Here is a 24,124-nt window from a genome sequence, read left to right on the forward strand (position 1 = left end):
TATGCGCCGCAAACTGCGCGGGCTGCTCCGGAAGCCGGTGAACCGGTTCCGATTTCGCAGCATACAATTGCTGATTACGGTGTATTTTGCAGTCATAACGATTTCGGTTGTGCTTGTCGTCAGTGCTATCCTGTACAGCAAATTCTCACAAACGGCGGAGCGCAACGCTTATTTGGGCAACCAGCAAATTATCGGGCAGGTCAATTTCAATCTGGAGATGTATCTGAAAGGCATGTCCGACGTATTCGGGCTGGTTGATGACAAAATCCGCCGTTACGGCGGCGGGGATGACGAGAAGCTGCGGGAGCAGCTGGAAACGATTTTTGCGACGCGGGAGGATATCGTATCGATGGGGCTGTTCAGCAGCGAAGGCGAGCCGCTGTTCGGCCTGCCGAATGCTCCGATGCGGGACAACACCCGCTTGACCCGGCAGAGCTGGTTCACCTCCGCTCTGGAAAACCCGAATCATCTCTCCTTCTCCCTTCCCCACATTCAAAATTTGTACAAGGGCGAGTACAAATGGGTCGTGTCGCTCAGTAAAGGAATTACGATGACCCGCAGGGGGGAAACGATTCGGGCTGTTCTGCTTGTCGACGTCAATTTCAAGACGATTGATGAGCTGTGCCGCCGGGTGAGCCTCGGCAAGAAAGGCTACGTGTACATTATTGACGAAGGAGCCGGCAACATTGTGTATCATCCGCAGCAGCAGCTCATTTATGCGGGGCTGAAATACGAGAATGTCGAGCGGGCGCTCAAATATTCCTACGGCAGCTATGTGGATGATTCCACCGGAGACAAACGCCTGATTACGATTCAGACGGTGAACAACATCGGCTGGAAGACGGTCGGTGTCTCATATATGGATGAGATTGTAACGACTCGTAAGGAAATTAGCGGTTTTCTGATTTGGCTGCTGGTCATTGTTATGGTTCTGGTGCTTCTGATTGCGGCGACGATGTCCTCGAGAATTTCGCTTCCGATTAAACGGCTGGAGAAATCGATGCGCAAGGTGGAGCAGGGAGATTTCGATATTCATCTTCCGGTGCGGGGAGATGACGAGGTGGGCCGGCTTTCACGTCGGTTTAATTTGATGGTGTCCCGGATGAAGCAGCTGATGGAGCAAATCATTCATGAGCAGGAGGCCAAGCGCAGGAGCGAGCTGGAGGTGCTGCAGGCTCAGATTAATCCGCATTTTTTGTACAATACGCTTAACTCGGTTGTCCGGATGGCGGGGACGGGCAAGACCGATGAGGTCGTCACGATGATTACCTCCTTGTCCAAGCTGTTTCGGATTAGCCTCAGCCGGGGAAAATATATTATTAGTGTACAGGAGGAGCTGGAGCACGTCCGCAACTACCTGGTCATCCAAAAAATACGGTTCAAAAATAAATTTGAATATCGAATCGAAGCCGAGGAGGCGGTCCTGGGGTGTCAAACGCTGAAGCTTATCGTGCAGCCGATAGTGGAAAACGCCATTCAGCACGGGATCGAGTATATGCCGGATGCGGGCTTGATCCGAATTACGGCGGGCAGGCGGGATGACAAGCTGCTGCTCCAGGTTGAGGACAACGGGCTCGGCATGACGCAGGAAACCGTGCAGCGGCTGCTGACGGGCCAGTCCCGAAGTAAGGAGGGCTCCGGAGTCGGCATCCGCAACGTGCACGAGCGTATCCGGCTGCAGTTTGGGGAGCCATACGGCCTGGAGGTGGACAGCGAGCCCGAGGAAGGAACGACCGTGCGGCTGTGGCTGCCGTTAAGCAGAGATGAAGGAGGGCGGGGCGATGAAGATGACGAGTGAAGTCGCGGCGTCCTTCCGGTGGTCACGGCAGCTTGGGCGGATGGCGTTCGTGCTGCTGTTCATGGCGGTGATGGGAGTCTCCTGCTCAACGGACGCCGGAACCGGCCCGGGCGCGCAGCCGAGTATTGGTTTGCACGAAGCGGAGAAGAAAAAGGTGGCCCTGGTGGTCCGAGCCAAGCAGGACGATTACTGGCAGACGGTGAGGATGGGGGCGGAGGCCGCAGGCAAGGAGTTCAACGTCCAGGTGACATTCGGCGGCCCTGCTTCCGAAGCCGATCCGAACGGGCAGATCGGGTTCATCAATGAGGCGGTTATCTACGGAGCAGGTGCAGTTGTTGTCGCCCCGAGCGACCATGAGACCTTCCTTCAGGCAGCCGACATCACCGGCTCTCGCAGCTTGCCGCTTATCGTCATCGATTCTCCGGAAAAAGGGGCCAAGGTGCGGAGCTCCATTCTGATTAATCACTATGAGGCGGGGCAGCTGGCGCTGCGAAAGCTGGTCGAGCTTATCGGCAATCACGCCCGGATCGCTGTTATCCGTGCAGCCGGGCCATCCTCGAATGCGTCTCAGCGGGAGGAAGGCCTGCGCGCCGAGCTGGCGCATTATGCTTCCGTGCAGCTTGTGGAGCGGATTACATGCGCCGCAGGGGATCCCGATTGCGGCGCTGCCGCCCGGGATTTATTGAACGCGCCGGGCCGGGTGGACGGCGTGGTGGTGCTTAGCGCCGCCGCCTCAATCGGGGTAGCGGGCGCCATGAAGGACGCCGGACTGGCCGGAGAGCTGAAGGTCGTCACCTTCGATAGCACGCCGGAGGAGCTGGAGCTGCTGCAGGAAGGCAGCATTCAGGCCACCATCATTCATAATCCGTTCAGCATGGGGTATCTGGGGGTGAAGTACGCGGTGGACGCCATGAATGGCATTGCTGTGCCGGAACAGGACAATCTGGGCGTGAAGGTGATTGATCAGGACAATATGTTCTGGTCAGATAATCAGAAGCTGCTATTCCCGTTTGTGAACTGAACAGGACTTGCGAATGGAGCGGGATAGCATGTAATCTAATCGAACTAAAGGGGATTTAACGGCATGGCTGAGAAAAAAGTAACGTGGCTGGAGCTGTTTTATGATTTGCTTTTTGTAGCCGCGGTGTCAAAAGCAAGCCATGTTCTGCTGCATGTTGAGCATGGCTCCTTCTCCATCGAATATTTGGCCAAATTTGTGCTGATATTCGTCCCGGTCTGGTGGGCCTGGGTCGGTGAAACGCTTTTTGTTAACCGGTTTGGACAAGATATTTTGTCACACCGGATATTCCTGAGCCTTCAATTGTTTTTCGCGTTGATTATGACGGCCAGCCTATCGGTCCATTTCGATGCCAACTATATGCCCTTCCTTTGCGGCTATCTCGGCTTAAGAGCCATGACGGCCATTCAATATTTATCATTATACAAAAAGGAAACCGGCGACAAGCGGAGGACAGCCCGGTATTTTGGGACCAGCTTCTGGATTGGGCTTGTGATTTCCGCCTGCTCCTTATTTTTCGATTCGTGGGTTCGTTATGCAGTGTTATATGCGGGCATTGTTGTAGATATTTTGCTGCCCTTAATCAGCAGGCGCATTCTAGTGAAGACCCCGATCAATACGCATCATCTATTGGAGCGGTTTTCCTTGTTCGCGCTCATTCTTCTCGGCGAATCGGTCGTCAGTATTCTCGCCGTGCTGCAGTCCGACTCATGGACGTGGCAGTCCGTTCTGTTTGCGGCCATCACGTTTATACTTATTATCGCCATGTGGTGGCAATATTTCGATAACCTGGAGAAGAAGGTCGACAAGTCGATTCGCACAGCCGGTCAGACCATTATATACGGCCATTTGTTCATTTATTTATCCATGTCCATGCTTGCCGCTTCCATTCAGCTGTTATTTCTGGAGCAATTGGATTATTTCGCCGGGATTTATTTTATGTTTGGCACGCTGCTGCTTTACTTTCTGTCTACTTCATTGGTGTTTAACATGTATAAGCACCGGCAGCATCGGCTGGGCTTTTCTCATTTTGCGCTGCTCCTGGGGACTGTGGGATGCTTCTTCGCGCTGGATCTCCTCTTCGTGGTTCCCAATTATCTTGTTATCGGCGAGGTCATGGCGTTCTTTATTCTGTATGCCCGCACGACAGCTTGAATGTGAATTCAGGGCCGGAATGACAACAGGAGGAGTTATCTTTCATGAAATGTTAACAATTTCGAATGAAAGTGCTGTCAAACAGACAGACAGGAAATCTATGGTTCAGGTAAAATGAATGGTAATCCGAAGGAAAGCTCGGAAGCATGGAGATTCTCATCCTGAAGAGAGGGGCAATTGAACTGCATGTCGAATCGGCTCCAACTATCTATTCAAACCAAGCTGCTTAGTACGTCCCTGCTCATTCTGCTTATCCCGATTATTATTTTAGGCAGCGTTAGCTACGATGTTTCATCCACTGTGTCGGACTCGTTAATCGAAAAGGATTTGAGAAATGCCGTCCAATTGTCGATTGAATTGATTCAATCGCTGGACGATTCGGTGAAGGCGGGCAGCATTACCCTGGAGGAAGCGCAGGAAAAGGTAAAAGCCTTAATGCTGGGAGCCAAGCAGGACGGCAAGCGGCCGATTAACAGCAATATTGATTTAGGGGTAAACGGCTATTTTTATGTGATGGATACACAGGGAAAGCTGCTGGCGCATCCTTTATTGGAAGGCGAAACCATTTGGGACAAGCAGACGAGTGACGGTTTCTTTTACATACAGGATTTAGTCGGCAAGGCCAAGCAGGGCGGCGGATTTACAACCTATATGTGGCCGCTGCCGGATTCGACAGCCGAGGCGAAGAAAATTGTGTACGCTGATCTGGATTCCCGCTGGAACTGGGTTGTGGCGGCAGGCTCTTACATGCAGGATTACAACGAAGGCCAGCGGCAGATTTTTAAAACCATTCTGGTTACGCTTGCTTCATGCGTTGTAATCGGCGGTGCGCTGCTTATCTTATTTGCAAGGCATATCTCCAAGCCGCTCGTTCGGTTGGAGCATCAGGCGGAACGCATCTCCGGCGGGGATTTGACGATGGAGGATTTGCGCGTACCGAACCGGGATGAGATTGGCCGGCTGGCTGCTTCCTTTAATGAGATGAAGCGGCACCTGCGCGAGCTTGTTTCGCAGGCCTCCGATAGCTCCGATGTGGTGAGCGCTGCTTCCGGCCAGCTGTCTCAGTCTTTGGCGGACATGACGCAGGCGGCGGATAGCATTACGCTAGCCGTACAGGATGTTGCCAAAGGAACGGATACCCACGCTCAAAGCGTGCTGGAAAGCGCACGGGCCATGGAGGAGCTGTCCGCCGGTATCCAGCACGTGGCTACCAGCTCCTCGGACGCCTTCGATTTGTCGGAGGACGCCGTCCGCCATTCCGAGCAGGGCAACGAGCACATTCAGCAAACGACAGCGCAAATGAATGCGGTACGGCTCACCATGAACGATTTGTCCGGAACCGTCAAGCTGCTGGAGGAGCGCTCCCGGGAAATCGGGGATATCATTTCCATGATTCATGAGATTTCAAACCAGACCAATCTGCTTGCCCTGAATGCGTCTATTGAAGCAGCGCGGGCCGGAGAGCAGGGGAAAGGCTTCGCCGTAGTTGCGAGTGAAGTGAAGAAGCTGGCGGAGCGCTCGAAGCATTCGGCGGAGCAGGTCACTGGGCTGATTGGCGCGATTCAGGCGGACATTACGCGAGCCGTCGCAGCCATGGAGCAGGGAGACCGGGAAGTGGAGCAGGGGATGGATACCCTTCAGGTAACGGGGGAGGCGTTCCGCCAAATTCATACGTCGGTCAAGCAGGTGCTGAATCAAGTGCAGGAGGCTTCGGCGGTTGCCCAGCAGATGGCGGCGACATCCCAGCAAATTATGGCCTCTCTGAACGAAATGGAGCATTCCGCCCACATGTCCGCCTCCTCTGTCCAGACGGTATCCGCTTCTACGGAAGAACAGCTCGCGAGTATTTCGGGTATCGCAGGATCGGCCAGCCTGCTGGGCACGATGGCGGAGCGGCTGCGTCAGGTGATTCATAAGTTTAAGGTATAGCCATCCTGCGGTCGACTGACCGCCGTCCTGCAGCAAAGCGCCGCGCGCCGGGAGCTGCGTGCGGTGCGGAAGAGGCGCGGGAGCTTCCTTTGATGCTTTACGCGTTGCACTCCAGCACGAGAGCGCAGAGGGAATCGCGATGAAACCCTAAGCCCGTACACACAAAACAGTCATAGCGATGTTTTGTGTGTACCGGGCTTTTTACTGTGCGCAGGTGGGGGACGATTCGGAAAGTGGTGAGAATTTTTATAGAAAACAGGAGAATATTGAATTCGCTTTCATTGGAGAACCCGGCATAATAACAGTGTAAGCAGGACCAATGATAAAAAAATGGAGGTCGAAGCATGAAAAAGAAAATTGCTCTTCTGACGCTTGCTGCGGTAATGCTGACAGCGGCAGGTTGCGCCAATTCCGGTGGAAGCACAACACAAAAGGAAGGCGCAAGCGGTACCGCTACACCAGCTCCGAGCGCTCAAGCGCCCGCCTCGGCTGCGAAGAAGGACGTCAGCATCGGTGTCGCCATTTATAAATTCGATGATACGTTTATGACGGGCGTACGCAACGCCATCTCGGCCGCGGCGGAAGGCAAAGCCAAGGTTGATATCGTCGACAGCCAAAACTCCCAGCCGACCCAAAACGATAAAGTCGATTTGTTCATCACCAAAAAAGTGAACGCCCTGGCGATTAATGCGGTCGATCGGACAGCCGCGGGCGTCATTATCGACAAAGCGAAAAAGGCCGATATTCCGGTCGTATTCTTTAACCGGGAGCCGATGGCGGACGACATGAAGAAATGGGATAAGGTGTACTATGTCGGCGCCAAGGCCGAGCAATCCGGCACGATGGAGGGCCAGCTCATCGTCGATTATTTCAAGGCACATCCCGAAGCGGATAAAAACAAGGATGGCGTCATTCAGTACGTGATGCTGAAGGGCGAGCCGGGCCACCAGGATGCCGAGCTGCGCACGAAGTTTTCCGTAGAGGCGATGCAGGCGGGAGGCTTCAAGGTGGAGAAGGTAGCGGAAGATACGGCTATGTGGGATCGGGTTAAGGGCCAGGAGAAAATGGCGGCGTTCCTCGCGGCCAACGAAGCCAAAATCGAGGCCGTTCTCGCGAACAACGACGACATGGCGCTGGGCGCGATCGAGGCGCTCAAAGCCAAGGGCTATTTCAAGGACGGCAAGTATATGCCGGTTGTCGGCGTTGATGCCACAGCTCCGGCGCTGAAAGCGCTGGAGGAGGGGACCTTGCTCGGCACCGTGCTCAATGATGCCAAGAACCAAGGGAAAGCCACGCTGAACCTGTCGGCTGCGCTGGCCCAAGGTCAAGCTCCGGGCAAGGATACGGTCGGCTATGACATTACCGACGGCAAATACATTTGGGTTCCTTACAAAAAAATCACAAAAGAAAACATGAATGACGCCAAGTAAACGGTCCTTGGGATGGAGGGGCGGCGCAGGCGGCCCCTTGCTCCCAAAACGCAAGACAGGAGCTTGATTAGAAGCACAGCTGCAGGGGGAATGGGCATGAAGGAGAACGGCTATGTACTGGAGATGAACCATATATCCAAGTCGTTTCCCGGCGTCAAGGCACTGGACGATGCGAATCTGAAGGTGCGTCCGGGTACTGTACACGCATTAATGGGGGAAAACGGCGCGGGAAAATCTACACTCATGAAATGCTTGTTCGGCATGTATAAGCCGGACGAAGGCGACATCGTGCTGGACGGCCGGAAGGTCGATATTCCCGATTCCAAGGCGGCGCTGGACCTGGGGGTCTCCATGATTCATCAGGAGCTGCACCCCGTTCCTTTCCGGAACGTCATGGAGAACATTTGGCTCGGGCGCTTTCCCGAGAAAGGCTTCGGTCCGTTCCGGTTCATCGATCACAAACGGATGCTTCGCGATACGAAAGCACTGCTGCACGATTTGGAGCTTGATATTGATCCGCATACCATTGTAGGCACGTTGTCCGTTTCCAAGGTACAGTCATTAGAAATCGCCAAAGCGGTTTCGTTTCATTCCAAGGTCATCGTTATGGATGAGCCGACCTCCTCCTTAACCGGCAATGAGGTGGAGCAGCTGTTCAAAATTATACACGGCTTGAAAAGCCGGGGTGTCGCCATTATTTACATTTCCCACAAAATGGAGGAGATTCTGCAAATCTCCGATGACGTGACGATTATGCGGGATGGGAAATATATCGGCACTTGGGCCGCTTCCGGCCTTACTACCGATATGATTATTTCCCGGATGGTCGGCCGCGATTTGACTCAGAGATTCCCGCAGCGCACGAATGTGCCCGGCGATGTCATATTGAAGGTGGAGGGCTTGACCTCCCCGTTCCCCCGTTCGTTCCAGAATGTATCCTTCGAGCTGCGAAAGGGTGAGATTCTGGGTCTGGGCGGTCTGGTCGGGGCGCAGCGTACGGAGCTGATCGAGGCGCTGTTCGGCCTGCGCTCGGTTCAAGCGGGAAGCATCCGGCTGCACGGCAAGCCCGTGCGGATTAAATCTCCTCTTGATGCCAAAAAGCATAAGCTGGCGCTGCTGACGGAGGAACGCCGGGTCACCGGAATATTCCCGGTGCTGTCCGTGCAGGAGAACACCCTCATCGCCAGTCTGGATAAGTATTTGAATCCGCTGCGCCTGCTGGATGAGGTGAAGGGACGCGCCGACGTGGAGCGGAGCATCGAAACCCTCCGCGTGAAGACACCTTCCGCAAAAGCGCTGATCAAGAACTTGTCCGGCGGCAATCAGCAGAAGGTGCTGCTGGCCAGATGGCTGCTGACCGATCCGGATATTTTGCTGCTGGACGAACCTACACGCGGAATTGATGTCGGCGCCAAATTCGAGATTTATACGCTCATTGCCGATTTGGCCAAGCAGGGCAAAAGCATTATCATGATTTCCTCGGAGATGCCGGAGCTGCTCGGCATGTCCGATCGGGTGATGGTCATGTGTGAAGGCCGGCTTTCCGGAATTTTGGAGGGCACTGAGGCGACCGAGCAGGAGGTTATGCGGCTTGCAACCAAGTTTTTGGCATGATGAGGGAGGAACTCAAGGATGAACAGCCCAGTAGTCGAAAGAACAAATAAGCCTGGCCTCGATAAAATAAAGCACTTTTTGACACAGAACGCCATTTACATCGTCCTGGTCGTGCTTATCGCGGGCATTGCCATGTCCGATCCGAACTTCTTATCCATCACCGCACTTCGGGATATTCTGCTTCAAAATTCAACACGGGCCATTATCGCACTGGGGGCCGCCTTTATCCTGATTACCGGCGGCACGGACTTGTCCTCTGGCCGTGTCGTCGGACTGACGGCCGTGATATCGGCCTCCATGCTGCAAATCGAAGAGTACCCCCGCCGGTTTTTCCCGGACCTCGGGCAGCTGCCGCTGTGGGTTCCCGTCGTGCTGGCTGTTCTGGCCGGATTGCTGGTCGGCCTCATTAACGGCATTATCGTGGCGCGCTTTCACGTTCCGCCGTTTATCGCCACGCTGGGGACCATGGTCATCGTTTATGGAGCGAACTCGCTCTACTTCGATATGAAGCCGAACGAGTCACAGCCGATTGGCGGCTTGCGCGAGGACTTCACCACTTGGTTCGGTACCGGATTTATCGGCCCGAACGGCCCGTACTCGGTGCCATACATCGTCATTATCGCTATCGTGATCTCATGTCTGGTATGGGTGATCTTCAACAAAACCCGCCTGGGCAAAAATATGTACGCCATCGGCGGGAATATGCAGGCCGCCAAGGTGTCCGGCATCAATGTGGGCCGCAATCTGATTTACATTTATTCTATCGCCGGAGCGCTGTATGGTCTGGCGGGCGTACTGGAGGCCGGTCGTACCGGCGGTGCGACCAACAACTATGGGAACATGTATGAGCTGGACGCGATTGCCGCCTGTGTAGTCGGAGGCGTGTCCACAGCCGGCGGTGTCGGCACGGTGCCGGGTATTTTGGCCGGGGTGCTCATTTTCGGTGTCATCAACTATGGCTTGACCTTCATCGGTGTCAGCCCGTATTGGCAGCTTATCATTAAAGGGCTGATTATTGTGGCGGCCGTTGCCTTCGACATTCGGAAATATATTGCCAAGAAGTAAACATCCTTTTATTTGCAATAAGGAGATAACTTGTCAGTATGCTGCTTGACCGGATTGGCACGTCCGGCAAGCAGCTTTTTTCGTATATCTTATGTTTTGAAGGGGTTTGCCCAAAGTTCATGTATCTTCAAAATATACCAATCGATTCGACACTATCTTTGAAAAATCTACAAAAACCGCATTCCGATTCAGTAGACAAGGTGTTATATTGAACCTAAATACCTAGTTTTCAAGCAGATGGTTACGGAGGAAAATACTTATTTGTTAAATTCCTTATACAGGCATTTGGCAAATATCAACATAAATGTGCATTGATAACATTAAAGGGAGCGAGAGGAACATGAAATTGACCATCCGCATGAAGCTGTTAGGCAGTTTTTTATTAATTATCGCGCTGTTGATTACGGTAGGCGTACTGGCAATGACCCGCATGAACTCTCTGCAGTCCACCGCATCGGATATTCAGAACAATTGGCTGCCCAGTATCATTCTGATTCAAACGATGAAGGATGATATTGCTACCGTTCGTGTGACGGCGCTTACCATGCTGGTGGAACAGGAACAGGAGAAGCTCAGGGGATTACAAAAAACGTGGGACGAGGCCTCCTCCCGCTTGAAAAGTTCACTTCAGAAATACACAGCCCTGATCAGCTCGCCGGAGGAGCGGGGGATTTTTGAATCGGTTAATAAAAATGTGGAGCAGTATCTCGTGCTTTCTCAGCAGGTAGCCAAGGCTGCGGGAGAGAATAATGACGAGCTGAGCCGGGAGCTCGCAGGCCAGAGCCAAAGGCTGTATCAAAGCGGTCTGGACGATTTGAACCGACTGATCGAGCTGAACCAGAATAGCGGTAAAATCGCGGCGGATGAGGCAGTCAAAGGCAACAACTCCGGGCAACTGCTTATTCTTATTGTTGGCGTGCTGGCAACGATTATCGGTATTGGCCTGGCGCTGTATATTTCCCAAGGCATCTCGACATCGGTGGCCCGTGTAGTCTCCGTGGTCTCCAAAGCGTCCCAAGGCAATTTCCGCGACTCCGTAGAGGTTCGTACCCGAGATGAAATCGGCCTGCTGGCTGCATCGTTTAATGAAATGCTGTCCAATCTTCGCGCTTTAATCAGCCAAATTATTTCTTCCTCGCAAAATGTTGCAGCAGCGTCGCAGCAAATTTCAGCCACAACGGAGGAGATTGCAAGCGGAAGCTCCAGCCAGGCGAACTCCGCCCAAACCATCAATGAGCTGTTCCAGGAGCTCTCTCGTGTTATTGATTCCGTAGCCCGTAATGCCGAGTCTGCTGCAGAAATGTCCAAAGAAGCGAGAGTCGGCGCCGAGCGGGGCACAACCGCGGTACAGGCTTCCATTCAGGGGATGCAGCAGCTCACGCAGCAAATGTCTCTGCTGGATAACGACTCCAACAAGATCGGGGAAATTATCGAGGTGATTGATGATATTGCGGAGCAGACGAATCTGCTTGCGCTGAATGCAGCCATTGAGGCAGCACGCGCAGGCGATCAAGGCCGGGGCTTTGCGGTAGTTGCCGATGAGGTGCGCAAGCTGGCGGAGCGTAGCGGAGAGGCCACGAAGCAAATCGCCAATATTATTAAAGGCATGCAGCATAACATTCAGCATAGCGTCAGCGCGGTCTCTGAAGCGACGACGTTGTCCGAGCGCACAGGCCACGCGTTCCAGGATATCGTGACCCGCGTCAACGATACGGCAATACAGGTTTCTGAAATTGCAGCGGCCAGCGAAGAGCAGGCCGCCCAGTCCGGCGAAGTTCTACGTTCGGTGGAGGCGATTGCCTCCGTCAGCCAGGAATCCGCAGCCGCGGCCGAGGAGACAGCCAGCGCATCGCAGTCCCTTGCCAGGCTGGCGGACGGGCTGAACCAGTCCGTAGCCTCCTTTAAGGTGTAGACGCGATGGGGAATGCGGCAGGCGCTATCAGCGAGCAATATATTGAGATCGGGCTGGAGGAGGAGCGATATGCCCTCCGCATCGAGCAAATTCAGGAAATCATCAAAATGCAGCCCGTAACGGAAATTCACTGCAATCGGCCCTTTATTAAAGGCGTTGTGAATTTACGGGGCAAAATCGTTCCGATTATTAGCCTTCGGCTGCGCTTCGGCTTGGCGGAAGGGGAGAACACCAAGCAGACCAGCATTCTTATTGTGAACAGCAGCGATGATATCGTTGGTATTGTGGTGGACCGGGTATACCGGGTGACGACCTTTGAAGGCATTCAGCCGCCGCCGCCGCAGTTTGGCGGTATAGACAGCTCGTTTTTGGCGGGAGTCGGGCAGACGGAGGATCGTTTGGTCCATATATTGAATCTGGAGGCCATTTTTGCGAAGGGAGGGGCTTATGGTGAATGATCATCCTGCTTTTGCATATATGGGCGTGTTTCTGGATGAATTAAATGAGCAGCTGCTGATACTGGATCATCTGCTGCTGGAGCTGGAGCTGGCAGGCAATAACCCTGAGATGCTGCAGACCATTTTCCGCGCAGCGCATACGCTGAAGGGCTCCTCGGCGGCAATGGGCTTTGAGCGGATGAAGGATTTGACGCATAAGCTGGAAAGCGTATTTGATCAGCTTCGCAGGGAGGAGCTTCAGCTTACGCCGCCGCTGGCCAATAGTGTGTTCCGGTGTGTAGATTACCTGAAGGAGCAGCGGGAGAAATTCATGCAGGGCAACTATGCGGAGGATGCGATTGACGAGCTGCTGGCGGAGCTGGAGTCGTTTCTGAACGGTACGGCGCCGGGAGCCGTCCTGTCCGCGGCTGCAGGCTCGCCTCTACCGATGCGGCAGGTGATTTGCGATCATACCCTGTTTAGCGCGCTGGGCCTGTCTGGGGCCGACCAGGATCATCTGCTGGGTCTTCTTGGGGAAGGTAGGGACGTGCTAGCGATCAATGTGACGCTGCAGCGCGATATCGATATGCCGGGAGCCAGAATTCTTCTGATTTACCGCAGTCTGCAGGAGCTGGGAGCTATGCTGGCTGTCTCGCCTCCTATGGTTCTGCTGGAAAGCGATGAATGGCGGACCGGTCATGCGTTTATTATTTTGGCCCCTGCCGAAGGGAAAAGCGAAGAGAACGTGCGGCAGGAGCTGGAGGGCCTGTCGCAAGTTGAAGCGGTTGAGCTGACCCGGCTGACGAAGGCGCAGCTGCAGCCGGGTCATCCGGCAGCGTGCGCCGAGGAAGCGGGCGCTGCGCTGCGGACGGCAGCAGCACCGGCGGCGGATACGAAGCCCGCCGTACAGACAACAGTCCGGGTGGATGTGGCCCGGCTGGAACGGCTGCTCGATTTGGTTGGGGAGCTTATTATTGACCAAACCCGTCTGCAGGAGGTCAAGGAACGGCTGAATGACCGGTTCAAAAATGAGAGCGAAGTTATTCTCATGAACGATATCTCCAACCATCTCGGCCGCGTAGTCTCCGACCTGCAGGACGGGATTATGAAAACCCGGATGCTGCCTATCGAGCAGCTGTTCAACCGGTTCCCGCGGCTTGTCCGGGATTTGGCCCAGCAGGCGAATAAAGAAATATCCTTTACGATGGAAGGCAAGGAGACGGAGCTCGACCGGACATTAATTGAGGAAATCAGCGATCCGATTATACATATTTTGCGTAATGCCGCCGACCACGGGCTGGAGCCCCCGGAGGAGCGCGAGAAGCTGGGCAAGCCGCGAAAAGGGAGGCTGCACCTGAAGGCTAGCCACCAGGAGAACGCCATCCTGATTTCTATCGCTGATGACGGCCGGGGCATCGATGCGCAGAAAATCAAGCAATCCTCGGTGCGCAAAGGCTTCGTCACGCAGGAGGAAGCCGACCGGATGTCGGAGCGGGAGCTGATTCATCTTATTTTCCGTTCTGGCCTCTCTACCGCTGATCGGGTGACCGAGCTGTCCGGGCGCGGTGTCGGTATGGATATTGTTCGCGCTCATATCGAGAAGCTGAACGGCATTATCGAAATTGATACCACACCGGGAGAAGGTACGGTATTTACCGTGAAGCTCCCGCTGACGCTGGCCATTATCCGATCGCTGCTGGTCAAGCTGGGAGAACGGACCTTTGCCATTCCGCTTGTGAATGTGACCGAGATTATCCGTCTCACAACGGAAGATATTCAAACGATTCACGGTCAGGAGGTATGTCTGGTGCGCGGGGAGATTCTCCCGCTGGTCCGTATGCACCAGAAGCTTCATGTTCAAGCCCGGGCCGGGGAGGAATCCGATGACGCGAGACGATTGTTTGTTGTCATTATCGGGATTGCGGAAAAACGGGTTTGCCTGCTGGTGGACAGGCCGCTGGCTGACCGGGAAATTGTCATCAAATCTATGGGTTCCTATGTCGGACAGGTCCCCTATGTAGCGGGATCGACTATTCTCGGCGATGGTCATGTCGCCCTGATTCTTGATGTGGCGGCCATTATCCGCGAAGCCGGAACAAGCCTGTCGTCCTCCAGGCAGGAGCATGTGCATGCGATGACGGCACGGGCAGCTGAGCGCAAGCTGGTTACCTTCATGCTGGATTCGGAGAAATACGCACTCGATATCCATCAAGTGAAGGAAATTATCCGGGTCCCGGCCATCGCCAAAATGGTTACTTCCTCTCCGGCCGTGCTCGGCATTATTAATTTGCGCGGATCGCTTTTGCCGGTATTTGACCTGCGGAACTGGTTCGGGATGGGGGATAAAGCGTTCACACAGCATACCCGGATCATTGTGATGGAGGCTGGCGGCAAAACAATAGGGGTGCTGGTCGATCAGGTGACTGAGGTGCAGGCGGTACGGGAGGACGAAATGGAATCGGCTCCTGAGCGGACGCGCCGTCCGGAAGGCGAAGCAATTCGCGGCGTTTGCAATATTGGCGGCAGGCTTGTCATGCTGCTGCAGTTGAACCATTTGCTGGACCGGGAGGAATGGATGAAGGCCGGTCAGGCCTAACCCGGTGTAGTATACAGCCCCATCAGCCGGGGCTTATCCAACAACACTTGGCTCCGGCGGCCTGTATAAACAGGCTACACCCGTCTTCATGGCTTCCAATGTGCGCTTTGCTGCAATCCGTTTTTTGAACGGCCTTTCCGGCCGGGCGAAAACGGATTTTTTGCTGTGCAGGCCGCATCTGGCGTTGTTGCCCCAGCTTGTGAAGGTTGAAATCGTCCTCTGCCATACGATAATCGTTACTTGCGAAGGCTTCTCATTTCTTTGAACCAGCCTGCCTATTGCTGATATACGGATTTATTTATAAATTGGAGCCGCAATGCGTAGGAATGGTAGTAGGGAGAATAACCCGATTTCTGGGAAGGGGGAAGCGAATATGAAAAGGATGGCTTTCAAGGTGATTGGCTTATCTCTGCTGCTTTGTCTGGCAGGCTGTGAGAAGGGGGATTCGGAACGGGCCGGTGTGCCGGACCCCGGCGGCCCGCCTGCCGCCGAGACACCCGTCGAGATTGCTGTGTATTCGGCTCCGGGTGATTCGGAGGAGGCGTGGAATGCCCGCTACGGGAATGCGATCAAGCAGAAATTCCCTCATGTTTCGATTAAGTTCATTAACCCCCGCGGGAACGACTCGTTAAGGATGGACGCGCTGCTGGCCGCTGGCGAAACGGTGGACTTGTATTATGAGTCGATCGGGGGCTTTTTCAGCAGCCTGCCGCAGTACAAATTGCAGCTTGATCACTCCGATCTGGTCAAAAAATATAATGTAGACCTCGGCCTGTTCGAGCCGTCCTTAATCGATGCGCTGCGAGCGGGAGGAGATGGGCAGCTGTGGGGTCTGCCGGTAAACAATAACAATCTGGTGCTGTACTACAACAAAGATATTTTCGACCGTCACGGTGTTCCTTACCCGCAGGACGATATGAGCTGGAACGATATCCTGGAGACAGCGAAGCGTTTCAACCGAACGGATGGAGGCAAGCAGTACGCAGGCCTGGCGGTCTCCCCGAACCATCTGTTGAATATGAATCCGTACTCCATGCCTTATGTGAACCCGGAGACCAACGAGCCAACCTTCATGGAGAGCGCCTGGAATGAAACGTGGAAGAAGGTGCTTCAGACAGCATTTATTGCGCCCGCTAATGAAAGCGTATACAAAGAGAAGATTCAGCAATTGGGCAACAAGCTTCCTTACGCCAACGAGTGGCAAAAAAGCTACGAGCTGGCCATGTATGTGCATCAGTCCAATTTGCCGTTCATTAACGAGTCCGACTTTATGGCGATGAATTTCAATATGGTTTCGCTGCCGGTGTTTGACGATTTGCCCGGCGTGGGCAGCCAAATGTATCCGACCTTCTTCTCCGTCACCTCCATGAGCAGGCATCCGGACACCGTATTCCAGCTCATTCGTTATTTGACCTCGGAGGAATATCAGCTGGAGGCCTCCAAGCAGGGGCTAATGCCTGTGCTGAGGGGCGACAGCTACAAGCGGGCTTTTGCCACCGAGACGAAATATAAGGACAGGGGCATCCGCTTCGGGGCGGTGTTTCATCACAAGGCGGCTCCGATTTCGCCCAAAACAAAGTACGACCCGATTGCCCGAGGAGCTATTACGGCAAAGCTCATTGATTTGTCCCTGGGCAAAATCGATGTGAATACAGCGCTGCGTACTGCGGGCGAAGAGTCCGTCAAGCAAATCCGGGAGCAGATGAACCGATAGGCACTTTTATCAGGTTTTTAATATTGATGCCCTATGCGACAGCGATCTCATCCACTGGAATCGATATCAGGTTGTTCCAAGTGGGCGGCTGCGCTCTGACGCCATAGTGATGCTGCTGCGTTAGGCAGGGGGAAACAGATAAACAGCCTGAGATAGATGAACATAGATGAATGGCGATGAAGATACGGTCGGCCCCTGTGGGGGAGGCCGTTTTTTGTTTTGAGCCTGGATGTACACTGCCAATAGCGAGAACTACGATGTGCTACGCTTCCAATTCCAAGCGGCCAAGGAACGTTAACGGACGTTTTGACATATGAGTACATGGATCGCGTTTTATTTATGCTTCTGATGAACGTTCAGTTTGCGGAGGGATGGCTGGTGAATGCAAAATTGCTGGGCGTTCATGTACTGGTCCGCGAAAACTCCTATTTGCTGCCGCGGTGTCTGGCATCAGTGCAGGCCGTTGCGGATGAGATTATCGTCATGGATACGGGGCTGCTGAAGGAGACAGGCCGCATTGCGACGGGCTTTGGAGCCCGTGTTCACTTGTTCCCGTGGCCTGATGATTCGGCCGCGATCCGCAATGCCGGCTTATCCTTGTCCGGGACGGCGTGGGCCTTGGTGCTGGATGCGGATGAAATGCTTCTGCATACCGGCGCAAAACGGCGGCTGGACTGGCTTGCGGACACTTCGGATACCGCATTTCGGGTACAGATTGAGCATGTGATGGGGGCGGGCAGAGGGCATCGGATTTATAGCTCAGGCGTCCGGCTGTTTCGCGCGGCGTCCGGCTTCCGGTACGAAGGCATCATGTACGAGCGGCTGACTGCGCCCCCTGGCGACCGTCAGGCGGCCGAGGCGCTGGAACAGGCCCGGCTGTGCCCGCTTACTCTGGTAAGCGGCGGGAGATAACCCCAGCTTCGGGAGCGTCCCATGCAGCACATTCAGTGTGTTTCGGGGGCCGTGCCGAGTAGAGGCTTCCCCCGGCGCATACGTGAGGCTGCATCAGCGTGTAGTGGCTCCCTCCAACCAGCGGGAGATGCTCCAGGCCAACTGCTGCTGGCTACAGGCTGTGCATGAGCGAGCATACGCCAAGCATTTCAATGTCATGTGCAGCAGACCTCGCCGGCAGCCTGTGAACGGTTGATCGCCGTCATGCCGCCGCAAATACGTTGCCGCTTGAGGCTGCACGCTATGCACAGGAGCTTGCCTGTAAAATAAAAACAGGCCCCTCTATGAAAGAAGGGCTTGCTTGTGCAGGTATCGCCGCCCACAGCCGGTCCGGCTGAATAAGGGCGAGTACGCTGTCGATTGATGCTTGGCCGGAATTATGCTTGTTCCGCAGGCTCCGGGCTCAGGCTTGCGGCCGGTCCGAAAAACTCATAATGAATTTGTTCCGCCGGGACACCAAGCTGCAGGAGCATCTCGTGCAGGACGGACATGAATGGAACCGGGCCGCAGAAGTACACCTCGGGATCGGCCGGAAGCCATTTCTGGAGCAGATCCTTCTGGATACGGCCGCTGTGGTCGAATCCGCCGCTTTGATCAGTATCCGCCGGGTTGGAGAGGCATACATAAGAGCGCACGTGAGGGTGGCGATCTGCCAGATCACGGACCTCTTGTGCAAAAGCCTGCGTCTCCCCGTTAACTGCCCCGTGAATGAACGTTACGCTGCGTTCGGGCTGCCGGGAGGTAACGGTTCGCAGCATGCTGAGCATAGGCGTGATGCCGACACCGCCGCTAATCAGCACAAGCGGGCGGGAAACAGCGGTATCCAGCACGAAATCGCCGGCAGGGGCGCTCAGCCATACGCGGTCGCCTTCCTGAACGGAATCGTGAAGGAAGCTGGACACCTTGCCGTCCGGAACACCGTCTCCAGCGGCACGCTTCACGCTAATGCGGTAATAAGGCTGTCCCGAAGCATCGGACAGGCTGTACTGGCGCAGGTGTGTGTGCTGGTCGCCGGGAATGTCTGTTTTTACGGTAATGTATTGACCGGCTTCGTAAGGAGCCAGTGCTCCGCCATCCTCAGGCGCCAGGTAAAACGAAGTAATGACCCGGCTTTCCGGCTGCTTGCGCTGGACGCGGAACGGCCGGAAGCCGTCCCACCCGCCCGGCTGCTGCGCGGCTTGCTCGTACATTTCATTCTCGACGCTGATGAACACGTCCGCAATAACACCATAGGCTTCTCTCCAGGCTGCCAAAATCTCCGGCGTCGCAGCGTCGCCAAGCACGTCTTGGATGGCCTGAAGCAGGTTCTGGCCGACGATAGGATAATGCTCGGCTTTTACACCCAGGCTCCGGTGCTTGTGGGCGATCTGACGGACGGCGGGCAGCAGCGCAGGGAGATTCTCGATATTGTTGGCCGCGGCATATACAACATTAGCCAGAGCCGTTTGCTGGCGGCCTTGCTTTTGATTGGCATGGTTGAACAGGTTCAGCAGCTCCGGGTGACAGGAAAATAACAGCTCATAAAACCGCTTCGTAATGGTTGTGCCATGAACCTCCAGAACGGGAACGGTGGACTGAATAATCGCAATAGTAGAAGGGGTTAGCATTTGGATTCCTCCAATATCGATTAAAGATGTATTGTTAATGCATGTTTAAAATAACATAATCGCCGCGTAAAAGATATATATTATGTACATGTTTAAAAAACGTTCACAACTTTCATCGGTTTCGCTGGAAGAAGGATCGTGCGGGGACGTGAAACGTATTTTTTTGTCCCTTGCCAAGGTGGGGTATGATACAATGTCATAGAGGCGACAAGCCTGCACACAGAAAGAGGAGCGGCAAATATGCGGTTGACCTATTATACAGATTACTCCTTGCGGGTGCTGATTTACTTGGCGACCGCCGGAACAGGCCGACTGGTGCAGATGAAAGAAATTGCGGATGCCTACGGTATTTCCAAAAATCATCTGATGAAGGTTATCTACGAGCTGGGCAAAACCGGCTGGATTGAAACCATTCGCGGCCGAGGCGGCGGCATCCGGCTTGGCATGAAGGCGGAAGAGATTAATATCGGGACAGTGGTGCGGCGGACCGAGGAGGATTTCTACATGGTGGAATGCTTCCACGACGGGAAAAACGCTTGTATCCTCAGTCCGGTATGCCAGCTTAAGCATACGCTGCAGGAAGCGCTGGAGGCCTATTTCCGCGTGCTGGACGGCTACACGCTGGCCGATTTGACACACAATCAGCGACAACTGAGCCTGCTGCTTGGTCATCCCGTAACGTAAGTAAATAGAGGCAGGATAGCCGGTTCCCGGGAGGGAAGCCGGTTTTTTTATTTTTAGATTGCTCGATCCGGGGGGCCGATTGTGTATGTGGTCGACCGACCGCCGTCATGCAGCCAAACACCGCGAGCTGGGAGCTGCGCGCGCTGCCGAATACGGCCAGCAAAGTGCCTGGCCCAGTCAGCTTGCCAGGAGCGGCTTGCTGCTTTTTGACGCAATATGGGTAAAAACAGCGAATCGTCCGTGCGAAAAATTACAAAAATATGCTAAACATGTCGATTTTGTGCATCTCGAAAAAATCTGTTATACTAGCGGCAAATTCGTGTATTTTTCTAATAAGAGGCGCCTAACAATATTTATTTCAATGTATACGTTATCTTTATGTAAGTATTATTGACAAAATTATCTGAAAATTTTATTATTATAGGCATAGGAAGGGAATTCTTGTAAGAAAAGATGACACAACTAGATGCCCGCACAAAGGTCGGCAGGGACGCTTAACGTCGGCGATACCCAGTGAACGGATTTACCGACAACTGCCCGGAAGATTGGCGGGCGTCGTGACAACCAGACATCCGCTTTTCCTGATTATTCCCCGCTCTAACACCCCGCCCGCCCTGGATGAAGGAGGCTGATGACGTATGGAACAGCTGCACAAAGCCTCTGCGCTCGCGCCGGTATTATACGACGAGATGACTGACGGCACCGGAACAATTCGTTCCCACTACGAGAAAATCTACCAGCAATTCGCCCGTATGAGCGAAGCCGAATTGAACCGCAAGCAAACGGCAATTATCAAACGGATGATGGAGGAAGGCATCACGTTCACGCTTTACAGTGAAAGCCAAAATGAACCGCTGGAGCGAACCATTCCGTTCGACCCTGTCCCCCGAGTCATTACCCGTGCCGAATGGGAAATGCTGCAGAAGGGCCTGCGTCAGCGTATAAAGGCGCTGAACTTGTTTCTGTGGGACATTTATCATGATCAGCTGATTGTCAAAGAGGGGATTGTCCCCCGCCGCATGATTGTCGGCAACCGTTACTTCCGCCCGGAAATGATGCGTCTGGACGTGCCCGGCGGCAGCTATGTCACTACAGCCGGCATCGATATTATCCGTGACGAGGCGGGACGCTTCATGGTGCTGGAGGACAATTTGCGTTCCCCGTCGGGCTTCTCCTACCTGTACAAAAGCCGCTCCATAATGGCGCAGCTGTTCCCGGAGCTGTATTTCTCTTATTCCGTCGAGGATGTGGATCAGGGGCTGCATCAATTCCGATCCGTTCTGAAAAGCCTGGACCCCTCCGGCAAAAAAAAGCCGGTCATTGCGCTGCTCACGCCGGGCTCGCACAATTCGGCCTATTATGAGCACACCTTTCTGGCCCAGCAGATGGGCATTGAGCTGGTGGAGGGCCGTGACCTCGTTTGTATTGACCACAATGTATATATCCGGGGCATGAAGCAGTTGCGGCCTGTCGATGTAATTTACCGCCGGATCGATGACGATTTTCTCGACCCGCTGGCCTTCCGGCCGGATTCCTTGCTCGGTGTGCCCGGACTGATGAATGTATATCGTGCAGGCAACGTGGCGATTGCCAACGCGCCCGGAACCGGAGTGGCCGACGACAAGGCGATGTATGCCTACGTGCCGGAAATGATTCGTTATTATCTCGGCGAGGAGCCGATGCTGGCCAGCGTGCCGACCTATCTGCTGTCAAGGCCGGAGGAGCGGGAGTATGCCCTTGCCCATCTGGATCAGCTGGTAGTGAAGGAAACCTCATTGTCCGGCGGCTACGGCATGTTGATTGGACCCGAATCGACAGAAGCGGAACGGCATTTGTTTGAAGAGAAAATCTGCGCCAATCCGGACAACTACATCGCCCAGCCGACAATCTCCTTATCAACCGCTCCTGTATTGTCCGGCGGAAGGCTGGCTTCGCGGCATATCGACCTGCGCGCGTTCGTACTGAGCGGCGAGGACATTCATATTATTCCCGGCGGACTCACCCGTGTTGCGATGAAAGAAGGCTCGCTGGTTGTCAATTCCTCCCAAGGCGGAGGCTGTAAGGATACATGGATTCTCAGAGACTAATTGCTGACGGCCAAACGTATAGTAGAGTGTACTGCTTTACCGTAGATTTATATTCAATGCATGAAGAACAGGAGGGACAAAGCTATGCTGAACCGTATTGCGGAAGCATTGTTTTGGACGGGACGGTATGCGGAACGGGCCGAGAATCATGCCCGGCTGATTGATGTGCATTACCATATCCGGGAACGCAGTGAGCTGGAGGACGATCACCGGGTTTGGATGCGGATTATCGGAGCTGTGAGTGATCCCGACAAATTTTTGGAGCTGTACCCCGTCTATTCGGAACGGGATGTGCTGCATTACATTACCTTGGATATAAACAATACGAATTCGCTGCTGTCGTGTGTCAGCCAGGCCCGGCTTAACCTGCGTTCTGTGCGGGAAAAGGTGCCGTGCGAGCTGTGGGAGAGCTTGAACGGCTTCTATTTATGGCTGAAGGAGAAGCAGGTCGAGCATATTTTGATTGATTCCCCGTTTTTGTTTTACCGCAAAATCAAAGAGCAGCTGGCGATGTTTCACGGCATCGCCGGATCGACCATGCTTCGTGACGAGCTGTGGAGCATTATGGAGAGCGGCAAGTACCTGGAGCGGGCCGAGAATTCGCTTCGGATTCTGAAGTCGGTGGCGGCTGGCATGAACGATTCAAGCCACGCATCGTACGGATACATGCAGACGGTTCTGAAATCGGTGGGCGGCTATGAGCAGTATCGCCGGATGTCGACGGAGGAGCTGAAGCTGGAGACGATTGTCGGATTTCTGATTTTGGCTGAATCGTTCCCAAGGTCCATTCATTTTGCCTACAGCTCCCTGGAGGAGAATCTGCAGCTGATACGCCGCGAGGGGCGGGGCGAGCAGCTGCATGATAAGGCGCTGCGGCTGGCGACCAAGCAGCGTATTGAATTGGCCTACCTGGAGCGGGATGCCATGAGCGGGGAAGGGCTGGAGGCGCTGCTCGCCCAGCTGCTGGATTCGACAAACGGGCTGGGCGAGGCGATGGCGAGCACATTTTTTCAATACGGGGAAGGGGCCAGTGCATGAAACTCGAAATCTGCCATGTGACGCACTACAACTACGCGGATATGGTCTCGGACAGTGTCAATGAGGTGCGGCTGTCGCCGCGGACGAACTACCGCCAAGCCTGCTATCATCAGCATGTGGTCACCGAGCCGGCGGCCTCCTTATTTACGTATGAGGATTTCTTCGGCAATCGGGTCCACTCGTTTACGGTAAATAAAATGCATAAGCAGCTGAAAATTACGACGACCTCCACCGTCGTTACGCATGAGAACGATAATTTGCGGCGCGAGGTGCTGTCCCCGGAGGAAGAATGGCGGTGGGTGCGATCGGAGAAGTTCCAGGATCAGGTGGCGGAATTTCTGCTGCCGACCCGGTACGTCCGGATTACGGAGGAGGTCATGAGCTTTGCGGATCGGCTTGGAACCGATGAGCAGGGGGTATTCGGCATTGTCAACCGGATGATGGAGGAGATCCGTTCCGAGTTTGCCTACCAGCCCAAATCCACCAATGTGCACTCCACCGTGGAGGAGCTGTTCCGGCTAAAGCAGGGGGTATGTCAGGATTTTACCCATCTTATGCTGGCGCTGTGCCGGTTTAAAGGCATTCCGGCGCGCTATGTGAGCGGATATCACTTTGTCGGCGATTTGAACTCCCGGATGGCCCATTTCGAGCAGGCCTCGCATGCCTGGGTGGAGGCGTACATTCCAGGAACAGGCTGGCTCGGCTTCGATCCGACCAACAATTGCCAGGTCGGCGGACGGCATGTGAAGCTGGGACATGGCCGGGATTATCACGATATTGTGCCGGTGAAGGGGGTATACCGGGGGACGCCCGAGCAGAGCTTACATGTGCTCGTCGACGTCCGCAAAATCGGCTGAAGCTGATGAGCTTCGCAGGTGATAAGGGCTGCTTAAGCCGCAGGAAGCTTTTCAGCAGAACGGCAAAACGGCTCTTCCCGCTTGGGAGGGGCCGTTTTGCCGTTTTGCCGCGTGGTCGAGTGAACGAGACTGGCAGCTTAATTACACGATTATGAACGGATGTCTGCCGGCAATAGATGGCGGCTTGTTTCTTCGGAAAGCCAGCGATATTTGTTGCCGTATTTGCTGCGCT

18 protein-coding genes are annotated in these 24,124 nt (G+C 54.4%); 17 read left to right on the forward strand and 1 reads right to left on the reverse strand.

The annotated features are described in order from the left end of the window. The first annotated feature begins 1 nt into the window (after nucleotide 1). The 12 genes from WBG83_RS11565 (at nucleotide 2) to WBG83_RS11620 (ending at nucleotide 17,580) form a co-directional block, all read left to right on the forward strand. Nucleotides 2–1,798, forward strand: a complete 1,797-nt coding sequence (locus tag WBG83_RS11565; RefSeq protein ID WP_336745177.1) for a sensor histidine kinase — start codon at nucleotides 2–4, stop codon at nucleotides 1,796–1,798. Then, nucleotides 1,782–2,819 (forward strand): substrate-binding domain-containing protein, encoded by a 1,038-nt coding sequence (locus WBG83_RS11570; protein ID WP_336745178.1) that lies wholly within the window; start codon nucleotides 1,782–1,784, stop codon nucleotides 2,817–2,819. The genes WBG83_RS11565 and WBG83_RS11570 overlap by 17 nt, the downstream gene beginning before the upstream one ends. A gap of 63 nt (nucleotides 2,820–2,882) precedes the next feature. Then, a complete protein-coding gene (locus WBG83_RS11575) occupies nucleotides 2,883–3,971 on the forward strand; it encodes a low temperature requirement protein A (RefSeq protein ID WP_336745179.1) in 1,089 nt (362 codons plus the stop codon). 186 nt (nucleotides 3,972–4,157) lie between these two features. After that, nucleotides 4,158–5,900 (forward strand): methyl-accepting chemotaxis protein, encoded by a 1,743-nt coding sequence (locus WBG83_RS11580; protein ID WP_336745180.1) that lies wholly within the window; start codon nucleotides 4,158–4,160, stop codon nucleotides 5,898–5,900. A gap of 344 nt (nucleotides 5,901–6,244) precedes the next feature. Next, a complete protein-coding gene (locus WBG83_RS11585; RefSeq protein ID WP_336745181.1) occupies nucleotides 6,245–7,330 on the forward strand; it encodes a galactose ABC transporter substrate-binding protein in 1,086 nt (361 codons plus the stop codon). 96 nt (nucleotides 7,331–7,426) lie between these two features. Next, on the forward strand, nucleotides 7,427–8,944 hold the full coding sequence (locus WBG83_RS11590; RefSeq protein WP_336745182.1) for a sugar ABC transporter ATP-binding protein: 1,518 nt from the start codon (nucleotides 7,427–7,429) through the stop codon (nucleotides 8,942–8,944). 18 nt (nucleotides 8,945–8,962) lie between these two features. Next, on the forward strand, nucleotides 8,963–10,009 hold the full coding sequence (gene mglC / locus WBG83_RS11595) for a galactose/methyl galactoside ABC transporter permease MglC (protein ID WP_336745183.1): 1,047 nt from the start codon (nucleotides 8,963–8,965) through the stop codon (nucleotides 10,007–10,009). A 340-nt stretch (nucleotides 10,010–10,349) separates the two neighbouring features. Next, nucleotides 10,350–11,921, forward strand: a complete 1,572-nt coding sequence (locus WBG83_RS11600) for a methyl-accepting chemotaxis protein (protein WP_336745184.1) — start codon at nucleotides 10,350–10,352, stop codon at nucleotides 11,919–11,921. A gap of 5 nt (nucleotides 11,922–11,926) precedes the next feature. After that, the gene (locus tag WBG83_RS11605) at nucleotides 11,927–12,379 is read left to right on the forward strand and encodes a chemotaxis protein CheW (protein ID WP_336745185.1); all 453 of its coding nucleotides are present in this window, start codon (nucleotides 11,927–11,929) and stop codon (nucleotides 12,377–12,379) included. Further along, entirely contained in the window at nucleotides 12,369–14,954 is a 2,586-nt protein-coding gene (locus WBG83_RS11610) for a chemotaxis protein CheW (protein WP_336745186.1), read from the forward strand. Before WBG83_RS11605 ends, WBG83_RS11610 begins: the two co-directional genes overlap by 11 nt. Nucleotides 14,955–15,327: 373 nt before the next feature. After that, nucleotides 15,328–16,668: an ABC transporter substrate-binding protein gene (locus WBG83_RS11615; protein WP_336745187.1), complete on the forward strand. Its 1,341-nt coding sequence runs from the start codon at nucleotides 15,328–15,330 to the stop codon at nucleotides 16,666–16,668. 378 nt (nucleotides 16,669–17,046) lie between these two features. Beyond that, nucleotides 17,047–17,580: a glycosyltransferase gene (locus WBG83_RS11620; protein WP_336745188.1), complete on the forward strand. Its 534-nt coding sequence runs from the start codon at nucleotides 17,047–17,049 to the stop codon at nucleotides 17,578–17,580. Between the two features lie 416 nt (nucleotides 17,581–17,996). Here the strand turns inward: WBG83_RS11620 and hmpA are convergent, their stop codons facing one another. Then, nucleotides 17,997–19,226: an NO-inducible flavohemoprotein gene (hmpA, locus tag WBG83_RS11625; protein ID WP_336745190.1), complete on the reverse strand. Its 1,230-nt coding sequence runs from the start codon at nucleotides 19,224–19,226 to the stop codon at nucleotides 17,997–17,999. Between the two features lie 240 nt (nucleotides 19,227–19,466). Between hmpA and WBG83_RS11630 the strand changes: the two genes are divergently transcribed. The 5 genes from WBG83_RS11630 (at nucleotide 19,467) to WBG83_RS11650 (ending at nucleotide 23,892) form a co-directional block, all read left to right on the forward strand. Beyond that, nucleotides 19,467–19,910, forward strand: a complete 444-nt coding sequence (locus WBG83_RS11630; RefSeq protein WP_336745192.1) for an RrF2 family transcriptional regulator — start codon at nucleotides 19,467–19,469, stop codon at nucleotides 19,908–19,910. A gap of 85 nt (nucleotides 19,911–19,995) precedes the next feature. Continuing rightward, complete coding sequence (locus WBG83_RS11635) at nucleotides 19,996–20,304, forward strand: hypothetical protein (RefSeq protein WP_336745194.1); 309 nt, start codon at nucleotides 19,996–19,998, stop codon at nucleotides 20,302–20,304. Nucleotides 20,305–20,548: 244 nt separating this feature from the next. Next, a complete protein-coding gene (locus tag WBG83_RS11640; protein ID WP_336745195.1) occupies nucleotides 20,549–21,997 on the forward strand; it encodes a circularly permuted type 2 ATP-grasp protein in 1,449 nt (482 codons plus the stop codon). An 84-nt stretch (nucleotides 21,998–22,081) separates the two neighbouring features. Next, nucleotides 22,082–23,035 carry an alpha-E domain-containing protein gene (locus tag WBG83_RS11645; protein WP_336745196.1) on the forward strand — a complete coding sequence of 318 codons (954 nt, stop codon included), beginning with the start codon at nucleotides 22,082–22,084 and terminating at the stop codon, nucleotides 23,033–23,035. Then, nucleotides 23,032–23,892 carry a transglutaminase family protein gene (locus WBG83_RS11650; protein ID WP_336745197.1) on the forward strand — a complete coding sequence of 287 codons (861 nt, stop codon included), beginning with the start codon at nucleotides 23,032–23,034 and terminating at the stop codon, nucleotides 23,890–23,892. The genes WBG83_RS11645 and WBG83_RS11650 overlap by 4 nt, the downstream gene beginning before the upstream one ends. The last annotated feature ends 232 nt before the right edge of the window (nucleotides 23,893–24,124 follow it).

The organism is Paenibacillus sp. y28 (genome assembly GCF_037137075.1).
In the GTDB taxonomy this organism is placed as follows: domain Bacteria; phylum Bacillota; class Bacilli; order Paenibacillales; family NBRC-103111; genus JBBBNV01.